General features: G+C 56.1%; 17 protein-coding genes. 12 read left to right on the top strand and 5 right to left on the bottom strand.

Annotation, left to right across the window (positions count from 1 at the left end):
* Nucleotides 1–41 precede the first annotated feature (41 nt).
* From cobN to GAH_RS04620, 5 genes are read left to right on the top strand one after another with little or no spacing between them, the layout of a single operon-like run.
* Nucleotides 42–3,512 carry a cobaltochelatase subunit CobN gene (cobN, locus tag GAH_RS10775; RefSeq protein ID WP_048094970.1) on the top strand — a complete coding sequence of 1,157 codons (3,471 nt, stop codon included), beginning with the start codon at nt 42–44 and terminating at the stop codon, nt 3,510–3,512.
* The gene (locus GAH_RS04635; protein ID WP_052747766.1) at nt 3,509–4,288 is read left to right on the top strand and encodes a radical SAM protein; all 780 of its coding nucleotides are present in this window, start codon (nt 3,509–3,511) and stop codon (nt 4,286–4,288) included. Before cobN ends, GAH_RS04635 begins: the two co-directional genes overlap by 4 nt.
* A 25-nt stretch (nt 4,289–4,313) precedes the next feature.
* Nucleotides 4,314–5,213 carry a nucleoside recognition domain-containing protein gene (locus GAH_RS04630; protein WP_048094969.1) on the top strand — a complete coding sequence of 300 codons (900 nt, stop codon included), beginning with the start codon at nt 4,314–4,316 and terminating at the stop codon, nt 5,211–5,213.
* On the top strand, nt 5,162–6,361 hold the full coding sequence (locus tag GAH_RS04625) for an ABC transporter ATP-binding protein (RefSeq protein WP_342667806.1): 1,200 nt from the start codon (nt 5,162–5,164) through the stop codon (nt 6,359–6,361). Before GAH_RS04630 ends, GAH_RS04625 begins: the two co-directional genes overlap by 52 nt.
* 5 nt (nt 6,362–6,366) lie before the next feature.
* Nucleotides 6,367–8,211 carry a VWA domain-containing protein gene (locus GAH_RS04620; protein ID WP_218915479.1) on the top strand — a complete coding sequence of 615 codons (1,845 nt, stop codon included), beginning with the start codon at nt 6,367–6,369 and terminating at the stop codon, nt 8,209–8,211.
* A gap of 1 nt (nt 8,212) precedes the next feature.
* Here GAH_RS04620 and GAH_RS04615 read toward each other — a convergent pair whose 3' ends face one another.
* Nucleotides 8,213–9,175 (bottom strand): FecCD family ABC transporter permease, encoded by a 963-nt coding sequence (locus GAH_RS04615; RefSeq protein WP_245604093.1) that lies wholly within the window; start codon nt 9,173–9,175, stop codon nt 8,213–8,215.
* A gap of 17 nt (nt 9,176–9,192) precedes the next feature.
* Nucleotides 9,193–10,278 carry an ABC transporter substrate-binding protein gene (locus GAH_RS04610; RefSeq protein ID WP_048094968.1) on the bottom strand — a complete coding sequence of 362 codons (1,086 nt, stop codon included), beginning with the start codon at nt 10,276–10,278 and terminating at the stop codon, nt 9,193–9,195.
* A 71-nt stretch (nt 10,279–10,349) separates the two neighbouring features.
* On the opposite strand from GAH_RS04610, the gene GAH_RS04605 reads away from it, so the two are divergent.
* From GAH_RS04605 to GAH_RS04575, 7 genes are all read left to right on the top strand, one after another.
* Nucleotides 10,350–11,027 carry a hypothetical protein gene (locus tag GAH_RS04605; protein ID WP_156967392.1) on the top strand — a complete coding sequence of 226 codons (678 nt, stop codon included), beginning with the start codon at nt 10,350–10,352 and terminating at the stop codon, nt 11,025–11,027.
* A gap of 85 nt (nt 11,028–11,112) precedes the next feature.
* Entirely contained in the window at nt 11,113–11,373 is a 261-nt protein-coding gene (locus GAH_RS04600; RefSeq protein ID WP_048094965.1) for a thioredoxin family protein, read from the top strand.
* Nucleotides 11,374–11,386: 13 nt separating this feature from the next.
* The gene (gene trxA, locus GAH_RS04595) at nt 11,387–11,710 is read left to right on the top strand and encodes a thioredoxin (RefSeq protein ID WP_048094964.1); all 324 of its coding nucleotides are present in this window, start codon (nt 11,387–11,389) and stop codon (nt 11,708–11,710) included.
* Nucleotides 11,707–12,375: a radical SAM protein gene (locus GAH_RS04590; RefSeq protein WP_048094963.1), complete on the top strand. Its 669-nt coding sequence runs from the start codon at nt 11,707–11,709 to the stop codon at nt 12,373–12,375. Before trxA ends, GAH_RS04590 begins: the two co-directional genes overlap by 4 nt.
* The gene (locus GAH_RS04585; RefSeq protein WP_048094962.1) at nt 12,372–12,749 is read left to right on the top strand and encodes a helix-turn-helix domain-containing protein; all 378 of its coding nucleotides are present in this window, start codon (nt 12,372–12,374) and stop codon (nt 12,747–12,749) included. Before GAH_RS04590 ends, GAH_RS04585 begins: the two co-directional genes overlap by 4 nt.
* A 4-nt stretch (nt 12,750–12,753) precedes the next feature.
* Nucleotides 12,754–12,927: a 4Fe-4S binding protein gene (locus GAH_RS04580; protein ID WP_048094960.1), complete on the top strand. Its 174-nt coding sequence runs from the start codon at nt 12,754–12,756 to the stop codon at nt 12,925–12,927.
* A 5-nt stretch (nt 12,928–12,932) separates the two neighbouring features.
* Nucleotides 12,933–13,472, top strand: a complete 540-nt coding sequence (locus GAH_RS04575) for a hypothetical protein (protein WP_048094959.1) — start codon at nt 12,933–12,935, stop codon at nt 13,470–13,472.
* On the opposite strand, the gene GAH_RS04570 is transcribed toward GAH_RS04575, so the two are convergent.
* The 3 genes from GAH_RS04570 to GAH_RS04560 are packed head-to-tail and all read right to left on the bottom strand — an operon-like array spanning nt 13,465 to nt 15,594.
* Nucleotides 13,465–14,718: a coiled-coil domain-containing protein gene (locus GAH_RS04570; RefSeq protein WP_048094958.1), complete on the bottom strand. Its 1,254-nt coding sequence runs from the start codon at nt 14,716–14,718 to the stop codon at nt 13,465–13,467. The two genes, GAH_RS04575 and GAH_RS04570, sit on opposite strands and share 8 nt — an antisense overlap.
* 34 nt (nt 14,719–14,752) lie before the next feature.
* Nucleotides 14,753–15,151, bottom strand: coding sequence for a secondary thiamine-phosphate synthase enzyme YjbQ (locus GAH_RS04565; RefSeq protein ID WP_048094957.1), 399 nt, complete (start codon nt 15,149–15,151; stop codon nt 14,753–14,755).
* Nucleotides 15,148–15,594: a TIGR00725 family protein gene (locus tag GAH_RS04560; protein ID WP_048094956.1), complete on the bottom strand. Its 447-nt coding sequence runs from the start codon at nt 15,592–15,594 to the stop codon at nt 15,148–15,150. Before GAH_RS04560 ends, GAH_RS04565 begins: the two co-directional genes overlap by 4 nt.
* Between the last annotated feature and the right edge of the window lie 2 nt (nt 15,595–15,596).

Here is a 15,596-nt window from a genome sequence, read left to right as displayed (position 1 = left end):
TTAAAGTTAACTTTAAATTTCATCAAGATTATTTGACTACAATGGCTCGAATAGGATTCATCACGAACGTGTCTGCAGATGTGCTGATGCTCGAGAAGGCCAGAGAGCCCCTGAAAAACATAGGTCTGTTCATTTACGATCTGAAGAGCGAGGTGGACGAGCTCAGGGAGTTCTGCGCCAACGCTGACATCGTTGTGGCCAAGCTCATGGGTGGAAAGGACGTGTTTCCTGTTGAGGAGTTTCACAGGTTTCTTGTAGAGAATGGTGTGCACTTCTGCCCATTCCCCACGCTCTACGAGGAGCGCAGTGAACTGGAGGAGTACTCCACGGTCAGCAGAGAGGACAGAGAGATCATATCGAGGTACCTCGCGTTCGAGGGTGTGGAGAACTACAGAAACCTGCTGCTGTTTCTGGCGAACAGGTTCGGTGGAGAAGATGTGCGCTTTGAGCCCCCAAAACCCGTTCCGTGGCAGGGAATATATCACCGCGGGAAGGTTTATGGCAGGGAGTATCTGAGCAGGCTGAACCCGGAAAGACCAACTGTGGGCGTGCTGTTCTACAGGAACTGGTGGGTGAGCGGAGACATCAGACACGTGGATGCCTTTGTTGAGGAGGTGGAGAGGTACGCCAATGTCATACCTGTATTCACCGAGAGAAACCCCAATGACCTCGGATCGTGGGGAGTGGAGAGGAGCGTGAAGGAGTTTTTCGCGAGAGACGGCGAGGTGGTGATAGACGTCCTCGTCAACATGACGATGTTCTCGATAACCTCGGGCCCCCTCGGAAAAAACAGGGAGAGCTTCCTCAGGTGGCTGGACGTTCCCGTGCTTCAGGCGATAGTCGGCCTCGTGGAGGTCGAGGAATGGGAGAAATCGAAGCAGGGGCTGAGTCCGGTTGATGTGATAATCAGCGCCGCGATGCCCGAATTTGATTCGGCCATCATACACTTCCCCATAGCGTGCAAGAAAAGAGTCAGGGTAGGCGAGACAGAGATTACTGTCATAGAGCCAATACCCGACAGGGTCGCCAAGCTCGCGAGAGTGGCAGCGAGGTACGCCGAGCTCAGGAGGAAGAAGAACGATGAGAAGAGGGTGGCGATAGTCCTCCACAACTACCCGCCCAGAAACGACAGAGTGGCATCGGCATTCGGCCTCGATTCTGCAGAGAGCGTGGCGAGAATTCTGAGGAGGATGAGAGAAGAGGGATATGCGATCGACTGGGTTCCTGAGAATGGGAACGAGCTGATAGACAGGATTCTGTCTGAGGTAACGAACGACCAGAGGCACATGACACTCAGGCATGCGGAGAGGATGAGGAAGGAGGTCGAGCTCAACATTCCGGAGAAGGCGAGGGAGGAGATGCTGAGGCACTGGGGAGAGGAGCCCGGGAATGCGTACGTACTGGACGGCAGCTACCTCCTTCCGGTTGTGCAGAACGGCAACGTCCTGATCGGCCTGCAGCCGGCGAGAGGGTTTGGCGAGAACGTGGACAGCGCTTACCACAGCCCGGATCTGCCACCCACATACCAGTACATAGCATTCTACAGGTACATTTCCGAGGTCTTTAGAGCTGACGCGATAATTCACGTCGGAAAGCACGGAACGCTGGAGTGGCTTCCCGGAAAGGGATTCGGGCTCTCGGAGAACTGCTTTCCGGACATATGCATGGACGTTCCTCACTTCTACATATACATAGTCAACAACCCGGGAGAGGGGACGCAGGCCAAGAGGAGGAGCTATTCCTGCATCATCGACCACCTGCCTCCCACCTTCACCACCTCCGACCTGTACGAGGACTATCTCAGGCTCGAGAAGCTGATAGACGAGTACTACGAGGCCACGAGGTACGGCAGGGGAGAGCAGTACAGGAAGGAGATCCTGAGGCTTGCGAAAGAGCTCAGGCTGTCGAAGGGTAATGAGGATGTGGAGGAGATACACAACGCCCTGCTTGAGCTCAAGACGTCCATGATAAACCTTGGACTCCACGTCTTCGGAGAGGGTCTCAGCGGTGATGAACTCGTGGAAACGATAGTCTCCATACTCAGGATAAGGCATGGAGACAGCAGGTCGATTCTCGAAGTTGCTGCGGAAAGGCTCGGGTATGATTTGAGCCTCGACAACGAGCGGTGCGTGGAGGTGTACGGAAAGACGAGGTCGCGGATCGTGGAGGAGGTGATGGACGCCTGCAGAGAGTTCGTGAGGAGCGCAATAAACGGTGAGGGAGGAGGTGAGCTCGAAGACAGGATTCTCGACCTGAAGGAGAAGCTTGAGATCAGCGAGGAGATGGACTGGCTGATGAAAGCCCTTAGCGGGAGGTACGTGATACCGGGAATGAGCGGGGCCATTACGAGGAACCCCAGAGCACTGCCGACGGGCAAGAACTTCTACTCCTGCAACCCGTGGGAAATCCCGACGCCACAGGCCTACGAGACGGGGAAGAGGCTCGCTGAAGAGCTGCTCGACAGGTACGTCAGGGAGGAGGGGAAGTTTCCGGAGACCGTGGCGATGGTCATCTGGGCCTCACCGACCATGAGAACTCATGGAGAAGATGTTGCGCAGTTCCTTTATCTGCTCGGGGTGAGGCCGAAGTACGACTCAATAGGCCGCGTTTCCGGGCTCGAGGTGATCCCGCTGGAGGAGCTGGGAAGACCGAGGATAGATGTGGTGGTCAGGATCAGCGGGATGTTCAGGGACTCCTTCTACAACCTCGTGGAGCTGATGGACGATGCCGTGAGGCTCGTCTCATCTCTCGACGAACCCGAAGACATGAACTACGTCAGAAAGCACTCAGGCGACGGGGAGGTGCTCAGGGTGTTCGGAGACATGCCCGGAGCGCATGGGGCGGGAGTGAGCCACGTGCTGGAGAACGGGAACTGGGAAAGCATAGACGATTTGGCAAGAGCCTACGTAAAGTGGGGCGGCTACGCTTACGGACGTGGGAAGTACGGTGTGGAGGCTGAGGAGGAGTTCAAGAGGGTGCTGCGGATGGTAGAGGTTACGGTGAAGAACGAGGACAGTCAGGAGTGGGACATTTTCGAGGGGGATGACTTCAACAACTACCACGGCGGCCTCATAGCCACGATAAGGTCACTCGGCGGCAATCCCAAGTCCTACGTTGGTGACTCCTCAGACCCTGATAACCTGAAGGTAAGAAGCCTCGAGGAGGAGGGGAAGAGGATATACCGGGCCAAGGTGATGAACCCGAAGTGGATAGAGGGCATGAAGAGGCACGGGTACAAGGGAGGCGAGTACTTCTCCAAGTATGTCGACCACATCTACCAGTGGGACGCGACGTCCGACATTATAGAGGACTGGATGTACGAGGGAATAGCGGAAAGATACGTGTTCGACGAGGAGATGAGGGAGTTCTTCAGGAAGAACAACCCCTACGCCCTCATGAACATCGCGGAAAGGCTTATGGAGGCTGCGGAGCGCGGAATGTGGAACGCCAGCGAGGAGACGAGGGAGAGGCTGAGGAGGATATACCTCGAAATGGAGGCCGAGCTGGAGTGAGGCTGCTGATTCTCGCCCTCACCGAGGACTGCAACCTCAGGTGCGTATACTGCTACGCACGCGGAGGGGAGAGGAAGAGGTACATGAGCTACTCCACCGCCAAGAGGGCCATCGAGAGGCACTACCACCCCGGCATGAAGGTTCAGTTAACCGGCGGAGAGCCGCTGCTCAACTACAAGGTGGTGAGGAGGGTTGCCGGGAGGTATGATGTGAAGTTCTCCATCCAGACGAACGGCACGCTCCTGGATCACGAGAAGGCAGAGGAGCTGCACGATCTCGGAGTGAGGATCGGGATCAGCATAGACGGCCCACCAGAAGTGAACGATGTGCTTAGGCCATACCCGAGCGGCAGAGGGTCGACGAGAGACGTGCTTAGGGCGATGATGGTGCTGAAGAGTCTGGGGATACCTTACGGCATAACGTGCGTCGTCACGAGAGTGAACCAGAGCAGACTGAGGGATCTCGTCGACATTGCCTGCGCTTTCGGGGCGAGGAGCATCAGCTTCGACCTGCTGAAGAGGGTGGGAAGGGGCAGATACCTCAGCCCGCCAGACCCGTCGAGCGTTAGAGATGCAGTACTCTACGCCGAGAGGATGGGATACCCTATCAGGTTCAGGAATGTCCTTCAGCAGACCCTCAACCTCAGGTGCGCCGCTCTCGAGGGAAAGAGTGTATTCGTTTTCCCGGACGGAAGGGAGATGTCTGCATGCGCCACCCTTGCATCAGCGGAGATCGAAAATCCGGAAAGCTGTCCGTTCAGATCGCAAGGTTTATAATCAAGTAAATTGGACAAAAAGTAAGATGGATTTGAACATTGACGCTGCGGTGATGTCAACAGCAAGGTTCCTCATCCACACCCTGCCAGTGGTGGCAGCGGCGAGCATAGCCACCTCGCTCATGATCAGAAAGGGAATCATGAGCAGGATCTCTAGGGCAGCAAGGCCTGTTCTCAGGAGGCTCAGCCTGAGTGAGGTGACGGCAACCTCAGTTGCGGTTTGCTTTGTGAGCGCGACCGCATCGTACTCCATGCTCGCCCAGGCACACAGAGACGGAATTGTGGACGAGAGGGAGGTTATAGCCGCATCGTTCGTGAATTCCTTCCCGTCCGCGATCTCGCACACCTACAGATTCTTCATTCCCTACGTCATACCTGTTCTCGGCTGGACAGGGGTTATCTACACCTCACTTCGCATGCTGGTGGCAGTCGTCAAGTCGGCGATGGGTGTGGCGATGGCCAGAGCGTGGAGGACTGAGATTTCCGAAGAGCCAGAAGCGATTGAGCCCGTTCTGCACTCGTCCGGGTCACTCCTGTGGAGGGTTGCGCTGATTATGGCCGTCACATACTTTCTCGTTCAGATAGCATCTCAGCTCGGCGTGTTCAGAGTGGTGTCTGATCTCCTCTCGTTTCTGCCGGTCAGCTCGTCCGTCATTGCGGTAACCGCGACTGAAATGATAAGCACGAAAGCAGCAATCGCCATGGGGGCGGGAATGCTGGAGAGCGGGGAGATCAGCGCAAAGTGGCTCCTGATAGCGCTCATGCTCGGAAACGTCATAACCCTCTCCACGAGTTATGTGAAACACTCCCTTCCATTCCACGTTTCCCTTTTCGGGAGGCTCGGAGTGAAAATAGTCGCGCTGAACGCGCTGGCATCGCTTGTGCTCGATATAATCGTAATTGCGGGGGTGATAGCGTTCCTCTGAAGACCAGAAACCTGAGTGTCGGCTACTCCTTCCCGATTCTGAGTGACATCACTTTAGAGGTGCAGAGGGGAGAGATACTGGGCATACTCGGGCCCAACGGCAGCGGGAAGAGTACGCTGCTGAAAACGCTCATGGGGGCGCTTAAGCCGATTGACGGCGCTGCCTACATAGACTCGCTCGACGTGTTCTCGCTGAAGCCCGGTGAGCTCGCAAAGAAGATGTCGGTCATGCTGACCGAGAGGAGCGACGCCGGATTCCTGACGGGGTTCGAGATCGCGGGGCTCGGGAGGTACCCGTACGTCGATGCATTCGGACGGCTGAGGGAGGAGGACGAGCGAGTTGTGATGGAGTGTCTTAGGATGGTAAACGCAGAGTACCTTGCCAGCAAGCTGTTCTCCGAGATGAGCGACGGGGAGAAGCAGAAGATTCTGATAGCGAGGGCCCTCGCTCAGGAGCCCGAGGTGATACTGATGGACGAGCCGACGAGTTTCCTCGACGCCAGGCACAAGATAGAGATAATGCTCCTGCTGAGGAGAATCGCGAACGAGAAGAACGTGGCGATAATACTGACAACCCACGACATAGAGCTCGCCCTCCGAATCTGCGACAGGGTCGTGCTCGTCAAGGAGGGCAGAATCGTTGCCGAGGGGATTCCCGAGGAGGTTCTGACTCCAGACGTGCTGTCTGAAGTGTATGAGGTGGAGAACGCGAGGTTCGAGTCGGAGCTCGGATCCTTCGAGGTCATGGGCAGGAGCGCTGAGGCCAAGGTGCACGTTGTCTGCGGTGGAGGGACGGGAGCGAACATAATGAGGTTTCTGGCAAAGAAGGGCGTGCCGTTCACAGCCGGAGTCGTGCACAAGAACGACGTTGACTACGTCGTTGCGCGGAGCACCTCATGCGGGGTGGTGGGTGAGGCTGCATACAGGAGCATATCAGATGAGAGCCTTGAAGCTGCGCTGAGGCTCATTGAAGGCAAAGCCGTGATCGACTCCGGGTTTCCGATTGGGGAGATCAACCGGAGAAATCTGGAGATTCTGAGGCTTGCAGAAGAGGTCATCAGCTTCAGAAGTCGTGAGGAGCTTCAGAAACTTGGGATAAGATCCACATCTGTGAGAAGCCTTTCCGAGATTCTGGAGGTGGTTTTCTGAATCACGTGTATCCGTTCTCCGCGATAGTCGGGCAGGAAAAGATGAAGAAGGCCCTGATCCTCAACGCAATAAACCCGCAGATTGGCGGTGTGCTGCTCAGGGGTGACAAGGGCACGGGGAAGTCGACAGCGGTCAGGGCCCTCGCAGAGGTTCTGCCCGAGATCGAGGTATCCGGCTGTGCGTTCAGCTGCACCCCGGACAGGCTGTGCCAGGAATGTACTGAGAAAGCCAGGAAAGGGGAGCTGAGCTTCACGAAGAGGAGGATGCGGGTGGTGGAGCTCCCTCTCTCGGCCACCGAGGACATGGTGGTCGGGACAGTTGACGTGGAGTCGGCCCTGAAGGAGGGTGTGGTCTCCTTCCGCCCCGGGATTCTGGCCGAGGCCAACAACAGCATACTCTACATAGACGAGGTCAACCTGCTCGACGACCACCTTGTTGACACGCTGCTTGACGTTGCCGCGAGCGGGTGGAACGTTGTGGAGAGGGAAGGAGTTTCGGTGCGCCACCCGTCAAGGTTCATCCTCGTGGGCACAATGAACCCGGAGGAGGGCGAGCTCAGGCCCCAGCTGCTGGACAGGTTCGGCATGGTGGTGGATGTCAGGGCAATAACCGATCCCGAGCTCAGGGCGGAGGTTGTAAAAAGGGCCGAGGAGTTCTCTGAGGATCCGGAGGGGTTCAGGAGAAAGTTCGAGGGGGAGCAGGAGGCACTCAGGAGAAGGATACAGATGGCCAGAGAGCTACTCAGGGAGGTCGAGGCTGGAGACGAGATCGTCATGGCCATATCTAAGCTCTGCGGTGAGCTCGGCATAGAGACCCACAGGGCCGACATAACAACCCTCAGAGCCGCCAAGGCCATCGCAGCCTACAACGGGCGGAGGAGGGTGGAGGTCAGGGACGTTGTTGAGGCGGCAGAGCTCACACTTCCCCACAGGGTCAAGTCGAAGCCCTTCGAGAGCCCCCGGATCGAGTTCGACAGGGTTGAGGAGCTCCTGAACGAGTTCCTTGATGGAGAGGATGACGGGGGTGAGGGGGACTCAGACCGCGAGGTACCCGGGAGGAGCGAGAGGAGATTCGACGCCTCGAACGCGAGCATCCCGAAGTTCGAGGTCAGAAGCAGGAGAGCGGGCTGGAAGGGAAAGAGGGTGAAGTCGCCGTCACCGAGCGGCAGGTACGTGAGGTTTGGCCTTGTTGGCGAGAGCCTGGCGATTATCCCAACCCTCAGAGCCGCATTCTCAAGGGGGAGACGTGCGGTGCTCCCCCACGACTTCAGGTACTGGAGGTGCTCCGGTAAGTCGGTGGCCAGCATAGCTCTCGTCGTTGACGCGAGCGGGTCGATGGCAGCGCTCAGGAGGATGCAGATAGCAAAGGGCGTGCTGATGAGCCTCCTTCGAGACTCCTACGTCAGGAGGGACAGGGTCTCCCTAATCGTGTTTCGGAACGGCTCGGCCGAACTCGTTGTCCCTCCCACGACTTCTCCGCAGCTTGCAGCCAGCAAAGTGGATGAGATGCCGGCCGGCGGGAAGACTCCACTGTCCGCAGGGCTGTACAGGGCATACGAGCTGCTCAAGATGGAAAAGAGAAGGGGCTACGTCCCCATTCTCGTTCTGATCAGCGACGGAAGGGCAAACGTGTCCCTTTCCGGTGGAGACATCAAGGAGGAGGTTGTGAGCATCTGCGAGGCGATAGCCAGAGAGGACATCTCAACCGTCTTGGTGGACGCTGACGATCACGTCTCCCTCGGATTCGCGAGAGAGATAGCCGCGATAACCGGCGCCGTTCACCACAGGCTCAGGGATCTCGATGCCGAGAGCATTGCCAGAGTGGTAAATGATGTGAGAAGGGCTGTGTGAATCAGCCAACACGTCTTCGTTTCATTATCAGCAGCACGACTATCGGTGCTCCGAAGAGGGAGGTCACAACGCTTATTGGAAGTTCCACGGGAGATGCAATTGTCCTCGCCACGATGTCACAGATTACGGTTATCAGGGCACCGCACACGGAAACTGCGGGAATTAAAACCCTGTGGTCTGAAGTCCTGAAGAGCATGCGGACGATGTGGGGAACTGCAAGCCCTATGAACGCGACTATTCCTGCAAATGCCGTAACCAGAGCGGCCAGAAAGCTCGACATGGTGACAACAGCCACCCTCACGGCCCTAACGTCAACACCCATGCTCCTCGCGTATTCCTCCCCGAGAAGCATGGCATTGAGCGGCTTTGCGAGAGCCACAGAGAGCATTAGGGAGACGAGAACGAGTGCCGAGAATATCCTCAGATCGTCCCACGTCACCCCGGAAAAGCTGCCAAAAGTCCAGAGAACGAACTCGTGAACCTGCCGGCTCTCGGCAAAGGTTATCAGTATCCTCTCCACCGCCCCGAAGACGTACCCGAACATCAGTCCGGCTATGAGCAGGGTTACCGCGCTCCTGACCCTGCTCGCAAGGACGAGGACGAAGAGTATCGCGACGAGAGAGCCGAGCATCGAAGAACCCACAAGGCCGTAGTAGCTCCAGCCCACCCCCGCGAGCACGTAAAGCGCGACGCCGAGAGATGCTGCAGAGGATATCCCGAGCACATATGGGCCGGCAAGGGGGTTTCTGAAGTACGTCTGGAGCATCAGACCACTCAGAGCGAGGGCCGCACCTCCAATGTAAGCCCCAAGCGTCCTCGGAACTCTGACGTTGAGAATTATGTAGCCCTTTATGTTGTCTTTCCCGCTGATGGCATCGAGGAGATCCTCAAGTGACGCGGCAACCGACCCGAGCATGAAGCCCGCGAGCACTGAGGCGAGAGAGGCAAAAAATAGGAAGAGCAACAGCGCTGATCTCATACCTACTCGAGCTTTACAAAGAACCTCGGCTCGTAGTCCGGGAACTTCTCCGGATGAGCTATCGCCGCGAGGTCTTTAACCACAACGTCGGTGTACAGCAGGCCAAGCTGCCAGTAGTCATCGGAGATCCTGTAAACGTTTCCGTTCTTCACGGCCTTTATTTCCGAGAGCCTGCTGTCCACGCCGAGCAGGTCATCGATGCTCTTCACCCTGTACGAGGAGTAAACCATGAGGTCCGCCTCACTTCCCCTCAGCAGCAGCTCCTCGAGAGTTACCGTTGCACTCCCAGTCCCAGAGACGTCCTTGAAGAGGTAATCGGCGTTTGCGTACTCTGCCATCCTGGCCACATAGCTCTCACCCTTGGGAACGTACACCTTGCCCTTGTAAATCGAGCACCAGAGGAGCTTAGGACTGTCGAGACCCTCTACAGCCTTCTTAACACTCAGGACGTTCTCCTCCACCCTGTCAAAGTACCTGTCGGCCTGCCCCTCCTTATCCATGAGGGCTGCAAAGAACTTCACCCACTCTGCCCTCCCGAGGGGGTCGTTCTCGAGCCACTCGCTGTCTATGACATACGGAGTGCCAAGCTCGTCAAGCTTCTTTTTGACCTCCTCGTTGTACGGGGTCACGTATATCACAACCAGATCTGGCTTCAGCTCGAGGATCTTCTCGTAGTCCGGCGCCCTTGAAGAGCCCACGTCCACGATCCTGCCGTCCTCGAGGGCCCTCTTCACATCCTCGAAGTAGATGCTGTACCTGCCACCCCACATGAACCCCACAATGCTGTCTGTGGCGTTTATCGCCTCAAGCTGGGCGATGTGGGTGGAGGACATCACAACCAGTCGCTTCACTGGGATTTTCACCGGAATTCCCTCAACGTCCGGCTTTTTGTCCCTGTACAGAACGTACGTCACCCATTCGTTCCCCTGCTTCACCTTCAGTATCTTGTACCCGTCGTGGTACTCGAGCTGGAAGTTCTTGGCGTACTTCACGGTCGTCTGCAGCGCGGGTTTCTCTTCCTGCTGCGCGCAACCCGTGAGGAGGAGCGCAGCAGCGATAACCAGCACCAACATTAAATTCGACTTCATTGACAAAAAGTCAAATAAATTTGATTTAAAAACGTTTCGAATGGAAACGCTTATTGAGATCTACACAGAAGATGAACGTGAACCTGCTGAACGAGCTGGAGCGCATCGAGACTGAGCTGAAGGAGGGAAAAGAGGTCAGGAGAGAATTCTGGAGAGTTGTCGGCAGGATAAAACGAGAAAGCGTTAGGGATGAGGAGGTGCTCCGCAAAGCTGCTGAGATAAGAGACAGGATCTTTGGAAGGAGAATTATAATTGGATTCTGGCCCGGATTTCTCGCGTTCCTGTTCCTCTTCACCCTCTCAAACATCCTGCTCTACACCATTGCGACCAGCCCCGTGTCTGAAGGTCTGAAGCTCGCGGGGATTGTTGTTGCAGAACTTCTAACGCTGTACTTCACCTTCCTCGTGGGCAGGTGCATCTCCGCGCTTCTCGCGGGCATAAAGGTGGAGGGGTTCTACAGGTACTCCCCGCTGGAGTTTGGAGTCAAGGTGGACTACCTGAGCTACCTGAAGGCCACCCAGGAGAGGAGGGTTCTGCTGTACTCCGGGGCAATAGTCCTCGAGCATCTTGTGATGCTCATTCACGCCGTCTTCCTGTACGGGGTCGGATCTTACTGGATTGTTCCGGCACTTTTGCTCCTCGCAAACCTGCCGTTCTCCTACGTAATCCACAGAACTGCCAATACGGGAGAGCTCCACAGGCTGATCAGGGAGCTCAGGATAATGAGGGAGATAAAAGCTAACGAATAATCATTTGGTTTTTACCACATTTGTCAAAACCACTCTCAGCTTAAATACCACATTGGAGATAAAGGAGTACTGGAGGTGATGTGGTGTGATCACGATAAAGCTCCTCACGTCCCCAACCTGTCCGTACTGCCCGAGAGCGAGGGAAGTCGTCAGGAGGTTTGTTGAGGAGGAAAAGGACGTCATGGCGCTCGAGCTGAGCGTCACGACAGATGAGGGATTGAGAGAGGCGATGAGGTTCGGGATCTCGGGAGTGCCAGCCCTGATAATAAACGACAGGGACGTGCTCCTTGGAGTCCCGAGCATCTCCGAGCTGAGAAGGCTCGTTAGCAGGTACAAATACAACTGAGGAGGTGTTGTGTGTGAAGGTGCTGAATGAGAACACGTTCGATGAGGAGATAAACAAGGACAAGCTCGTGATCGTGGACTTCTGGGCCGAGTGGTGCATGCCCTGCAGGATGCTCACCCCGATACTCGAGAAGCTGGAGAAGGAGTTCACGGATGTTGAGTTCGCGAAGCTCAACACCGACGAGAACCCGAACGTGGCGTTCAAGTACGGGATATTCAGCATACCGACCGTGCTGATGTTCTACAAGGGCGAGGTCGTCAACAGCTTCGTCGGGGCTATGCCGGAAAGCGTGGTCAGGAGAGAAATAGAGAAGGCCATTGAGAAGATTAAGGCATGAGGGTCATCAGCTACGGGGGTTGCAGGGTTGATGTGGGGCTCTGCAACCTCCGGTGCCCCTACTGCGTCCACCTGAGCGAGGAGACCGAGGAAGTTGACGTTGAGAGGATAGCCAGAGCCCTGAAAGGCTGCAGGCACGTTTACGTTGGTGGGGCCGAGCCAACAGTCCACGGAGACCTCGTGGATCTGCTCAGGCTGCTCAAGGAGAACGGCTCTGAAGTTACGCTCAAGACGAACGGCCTCCTGCCGAGGAGAGTGGAGGAGACGTTGCCATTCGTGGACAGGTACGTGTTCGAGCTCAAGGGAGACTTTGACGACGTGAGGTCAGTGGCGCTGCTGTCCGGGCTGAGCGAGGAGAGGGCAAGGAGATACGTGGAGAGCCTGATGAAGAGCATCGAGATCGCAAGGAGTGCAGGGAAGAAGATCAGAATCTGGTTCAGGGCCATACCGGAGTACATTGACGAGAACAGGTTCAGGAAGATGATGGGCAGGATAGGGAAGGTGGACGAGGTTCTCGTTTACCAGTTCCTGTCGAAACCAGAGTGGGACAAGCCCTTTGACGATGCAGAGATGCCGAGCTACGAGTTCGTGAGGAGACTTGGAGAGATAGCGAGGGAGTATGCCGACAGGGTCATAATGGTGGGAGAGAGGAGGGAGGAGCTGTGAGGGGCCTCAAGGAGTCGATATCCAACCTAAGCTGCGAGAACATCCTCGAGTGCTTCTATGGACTCAACGAGAGTGACATTCAGACCTACAAGCTCCTGATAAGCAGAGGGGAGCTGAGGATAGAGGAGATAAGCAGGGAATCTGGGAAGAGCGAGAACACCGTGTACAAGTCCCTTCAGAAGCTCATGATAGCAGGAATAGTGCTGAGGGACAAGAAGGTCATCAGAGGCGGGGGGTACTACTACACCTACAAGGCCCTCTCTCCACCTGAAGTGGCTGACGACATGGAGAGAATCCTGAGAGAGTGGTGTGTCAAGGTCAGAAACACGATTGAGGAGTTCAGAAGCAAGTATGGTGAGGTTGTGAGGAGGTGATGTCATGCCGCCGGCAGTTCTCGGCTGTCAGGGGTGTGGAAGGTGCATACAGGTCTGCCCCACCGGAGCCCTGATAACCGAGGGGGGCAAGGTCGTCAGGGTGGATGCGAGCAAGTGCCTCGAGTGCTACAAGTGCGTTGAGGTATGTCCGTACGGTGCGCTCATCAAGATGGACTGAAGGATTTGTTCGAGGACGAGGTTGCTCAGCGAGCTTTCTCGCTCCTCGAGAGGTATGCAGATAGCGGTATCATCCCGAAGGAGGAGCTCGACGAGGAGCTCGTTCTGTTTTTTGACTCCGAAAAGCTCGCCTTTCCTGTATCATCAAGCAGAGATTCGCTATCCTGGGGAACCCGGCTGATAGGCGTTCAGGATCTCGAGATTCCCTACATAATAAGGGTTCTGTTCAAAAGCGGGTGCGACTGGCAGGTGGCGGTGAGAGAGTACTTCACCGCGATCGGCGAGGAGAGGGTCGAGGATTTCGTTGAGATCGCGAGGGAGATTGTGAAGAGAAGACACAAGTTCCTGATCTCAGGAGACGAGATCGTCGAGATATGCGAGAGGTACGGGAGGGATGGAGGGGTCGTGATAGCAGAGCTGAAGGGGGCGGGGATAATAAGCCCCTACGCGGGATGTGGCAGAGCTGCCTCAAAGCTCGAAAAAATTTACGGTTCTCCCCTGTACGAGGTCAACAGGTTCTTTGCGAGGCTCGTTGAGGCTACTTGAGTTCGTCCCACTTCCTCCTCCTCATGTAGGCCTTAACACCCCTGTAACCGACGAAGCCGAGCAGCGCGAGGACGACAACCCCTCCCCCGTACAGCAGTATCCTGTCCCTGTTCTCAGAAAGCCAGCTGGCTATTCCGGAGAAGAACTCCGATACCCTCTCACCTATGCCCGGGCCCTGAGGTGTCTCGGTTTCCTGAGGTGTGGGAGTCTCCTCGACCTGTGGGGCCACCTCATCTATCAGGCTATTTATTTCCGAGGTTCTCTCGTCAATCTGCTTTATCGCATCGTTTACGGTGTTTTCTGCGTCATCGTAAAGGCCGTTGTTGAGGTAGTCCTCCGCCTGCGAGATCTTCTTGGCTATTTCAGAGTAGCTCTGCTTGAACTCCTCAAGCTTTACCTCGTAGTTCAGCGTGCTCTTGTCCTTTGACTTGAGCTTCTGAATGAGCAGCTCAAGCTCAGTCATTTTGTTGAACATTATGTCAAGCTTATCCTTCGCAGTTTCGATGAGCAACTCAACCTCAGTCTTTCGAATCAGGTTCTCAGCCTCGTTGAGGTATTCCTCAGCCTGTGCAAGGGACGTGTTCGCCTCTCCGTACTTGCCCTCGTTGAAGTAGGTCTTCCCGTCGTCTATCCTCGTTTTCGCAGAGTTGAGTTTGACTATTATGTCCGCAACCGCCACACCCTTGCTCTCCAGCTCGGTGGCCTTTGCGCTGAGGTTGTCGTACCTCTTCTCCAGCGAGGAGATGTACTCAGAAAACAGAGCGGTGTTGACCACATTTATGACAACGGGGCTGATTGCGTCGCCCTCGGCATCCTGAATATCGACACCGATCACGACGATCCTTGCAATCCTCTGGCTGACCTCCGGAACCTTTCCGCTCACTTCCACCACGATCCTGCTCAGCCCGCCCTCCCAGTCCTTGACGTCCACCTTCACATAGTCCTTTCCGGGTGTGACGATGCCTCCTCCACCGAAGCCGGCGTACTCCACCGTAACGAGCATGGAGGGATCGTCAAGAGACGTGTTGAACTCGTACACCCTGCCATCGATGATTTCCGCATCGTCACTCGTCTTGGGCTCTATGGTCATGTTGACTGACAGGCTTTCGCCGGGCAGGTAGTAGTCCTTGAGCTTGGGCTCTATGACGGGTTCCGCGTAGTTGTCCTTGGTCACCGTCTGAGCAGCATGGGAGATTCCGATGAGAGTGAGCAGCGTGATGACGAGAATGAGCAGTTTCCTTGACATGGTTAAAAAAACGAAGCGTGAAATTTAAAGTTTGCTAAAGAACCTGCAAAACCACCTTCCTCTTCCTCCTTCTCGTGTCAAAGTTTATCAGAACGATCTGCTGCCACGTTCCGAGCAGCAGCCTTCCGTCCCTGAAGGGAACCACAACACTGGGGCCGATTATCGCAGCCTTGACGTGGGAGGAGCCGTTGTCGTCGTTCCACGTGAGGTGGTGGTCGTAGTGGTCGGAGTAGGGGGCGATCCTGTCCATGATTCTGGGAAGATCCTTTTTCAGCCCCGGCTCGTACTCCAGGGTGGTCACGGCACCGGTAGAGCCGACTGAGAAGACGAGGACCGCTCCCTCCCTTTCACCGCTCTCCTCCACGAACCTCTGCACGTGAGGTGTCAGGTCGAGCACCTCATCCCTGTCCATCTCGAACTCGAGCACCTTCATTCCAGACCCTCCAGAGCCTTGCTTACCGCCTCCTCCGGAGTTTTCACCACAATCAGGCCTTCAAGCTTTACCGCAGGTTTGTAGGCCACGACCCTCTTCCCCTCCTTGAGGGCTATCGCCATCTCGGATACCGTACCGTACCCCCCGCCCACAGCCACCAGAACGTCGCTGGAGTGGACGATTATCATGTTCCTCGCGTGGCCCATGTTGGTGGCTATCACGTACTTGCAGTACGGGTTAGCGTCCCTCCTGTCCTTTCCGGGAACGATGCCGATTGCAACACCTCCCCTGCTCGACACCCCCCTGCTGACCGCCTCCATCACACCTCCGAGCCCTCCGTTGATCACAACACACCCTCTCTCCGCGAGCAGCTGTCCCAGCCGGAACGCAAACTCGCAGACGTCGTCATAGCACGAACCGCTGCCGATAACGCCAACCTGCATGA

This window comes from Geoglobus ahangari, assembly GCF_001006045.1.
Taxonomy (GTDB): domain Archaea; phylum Halobacteriota; class Archaeoglobi; order Archaeoglobales; family Archaeoglobaceae; genus Geoglobus; species Geoglobus ahangari.
Note: the sequence above shows the minus strand (reverse complement) of the source record. Positions and strands in the feature narration are given on the sequence as shown.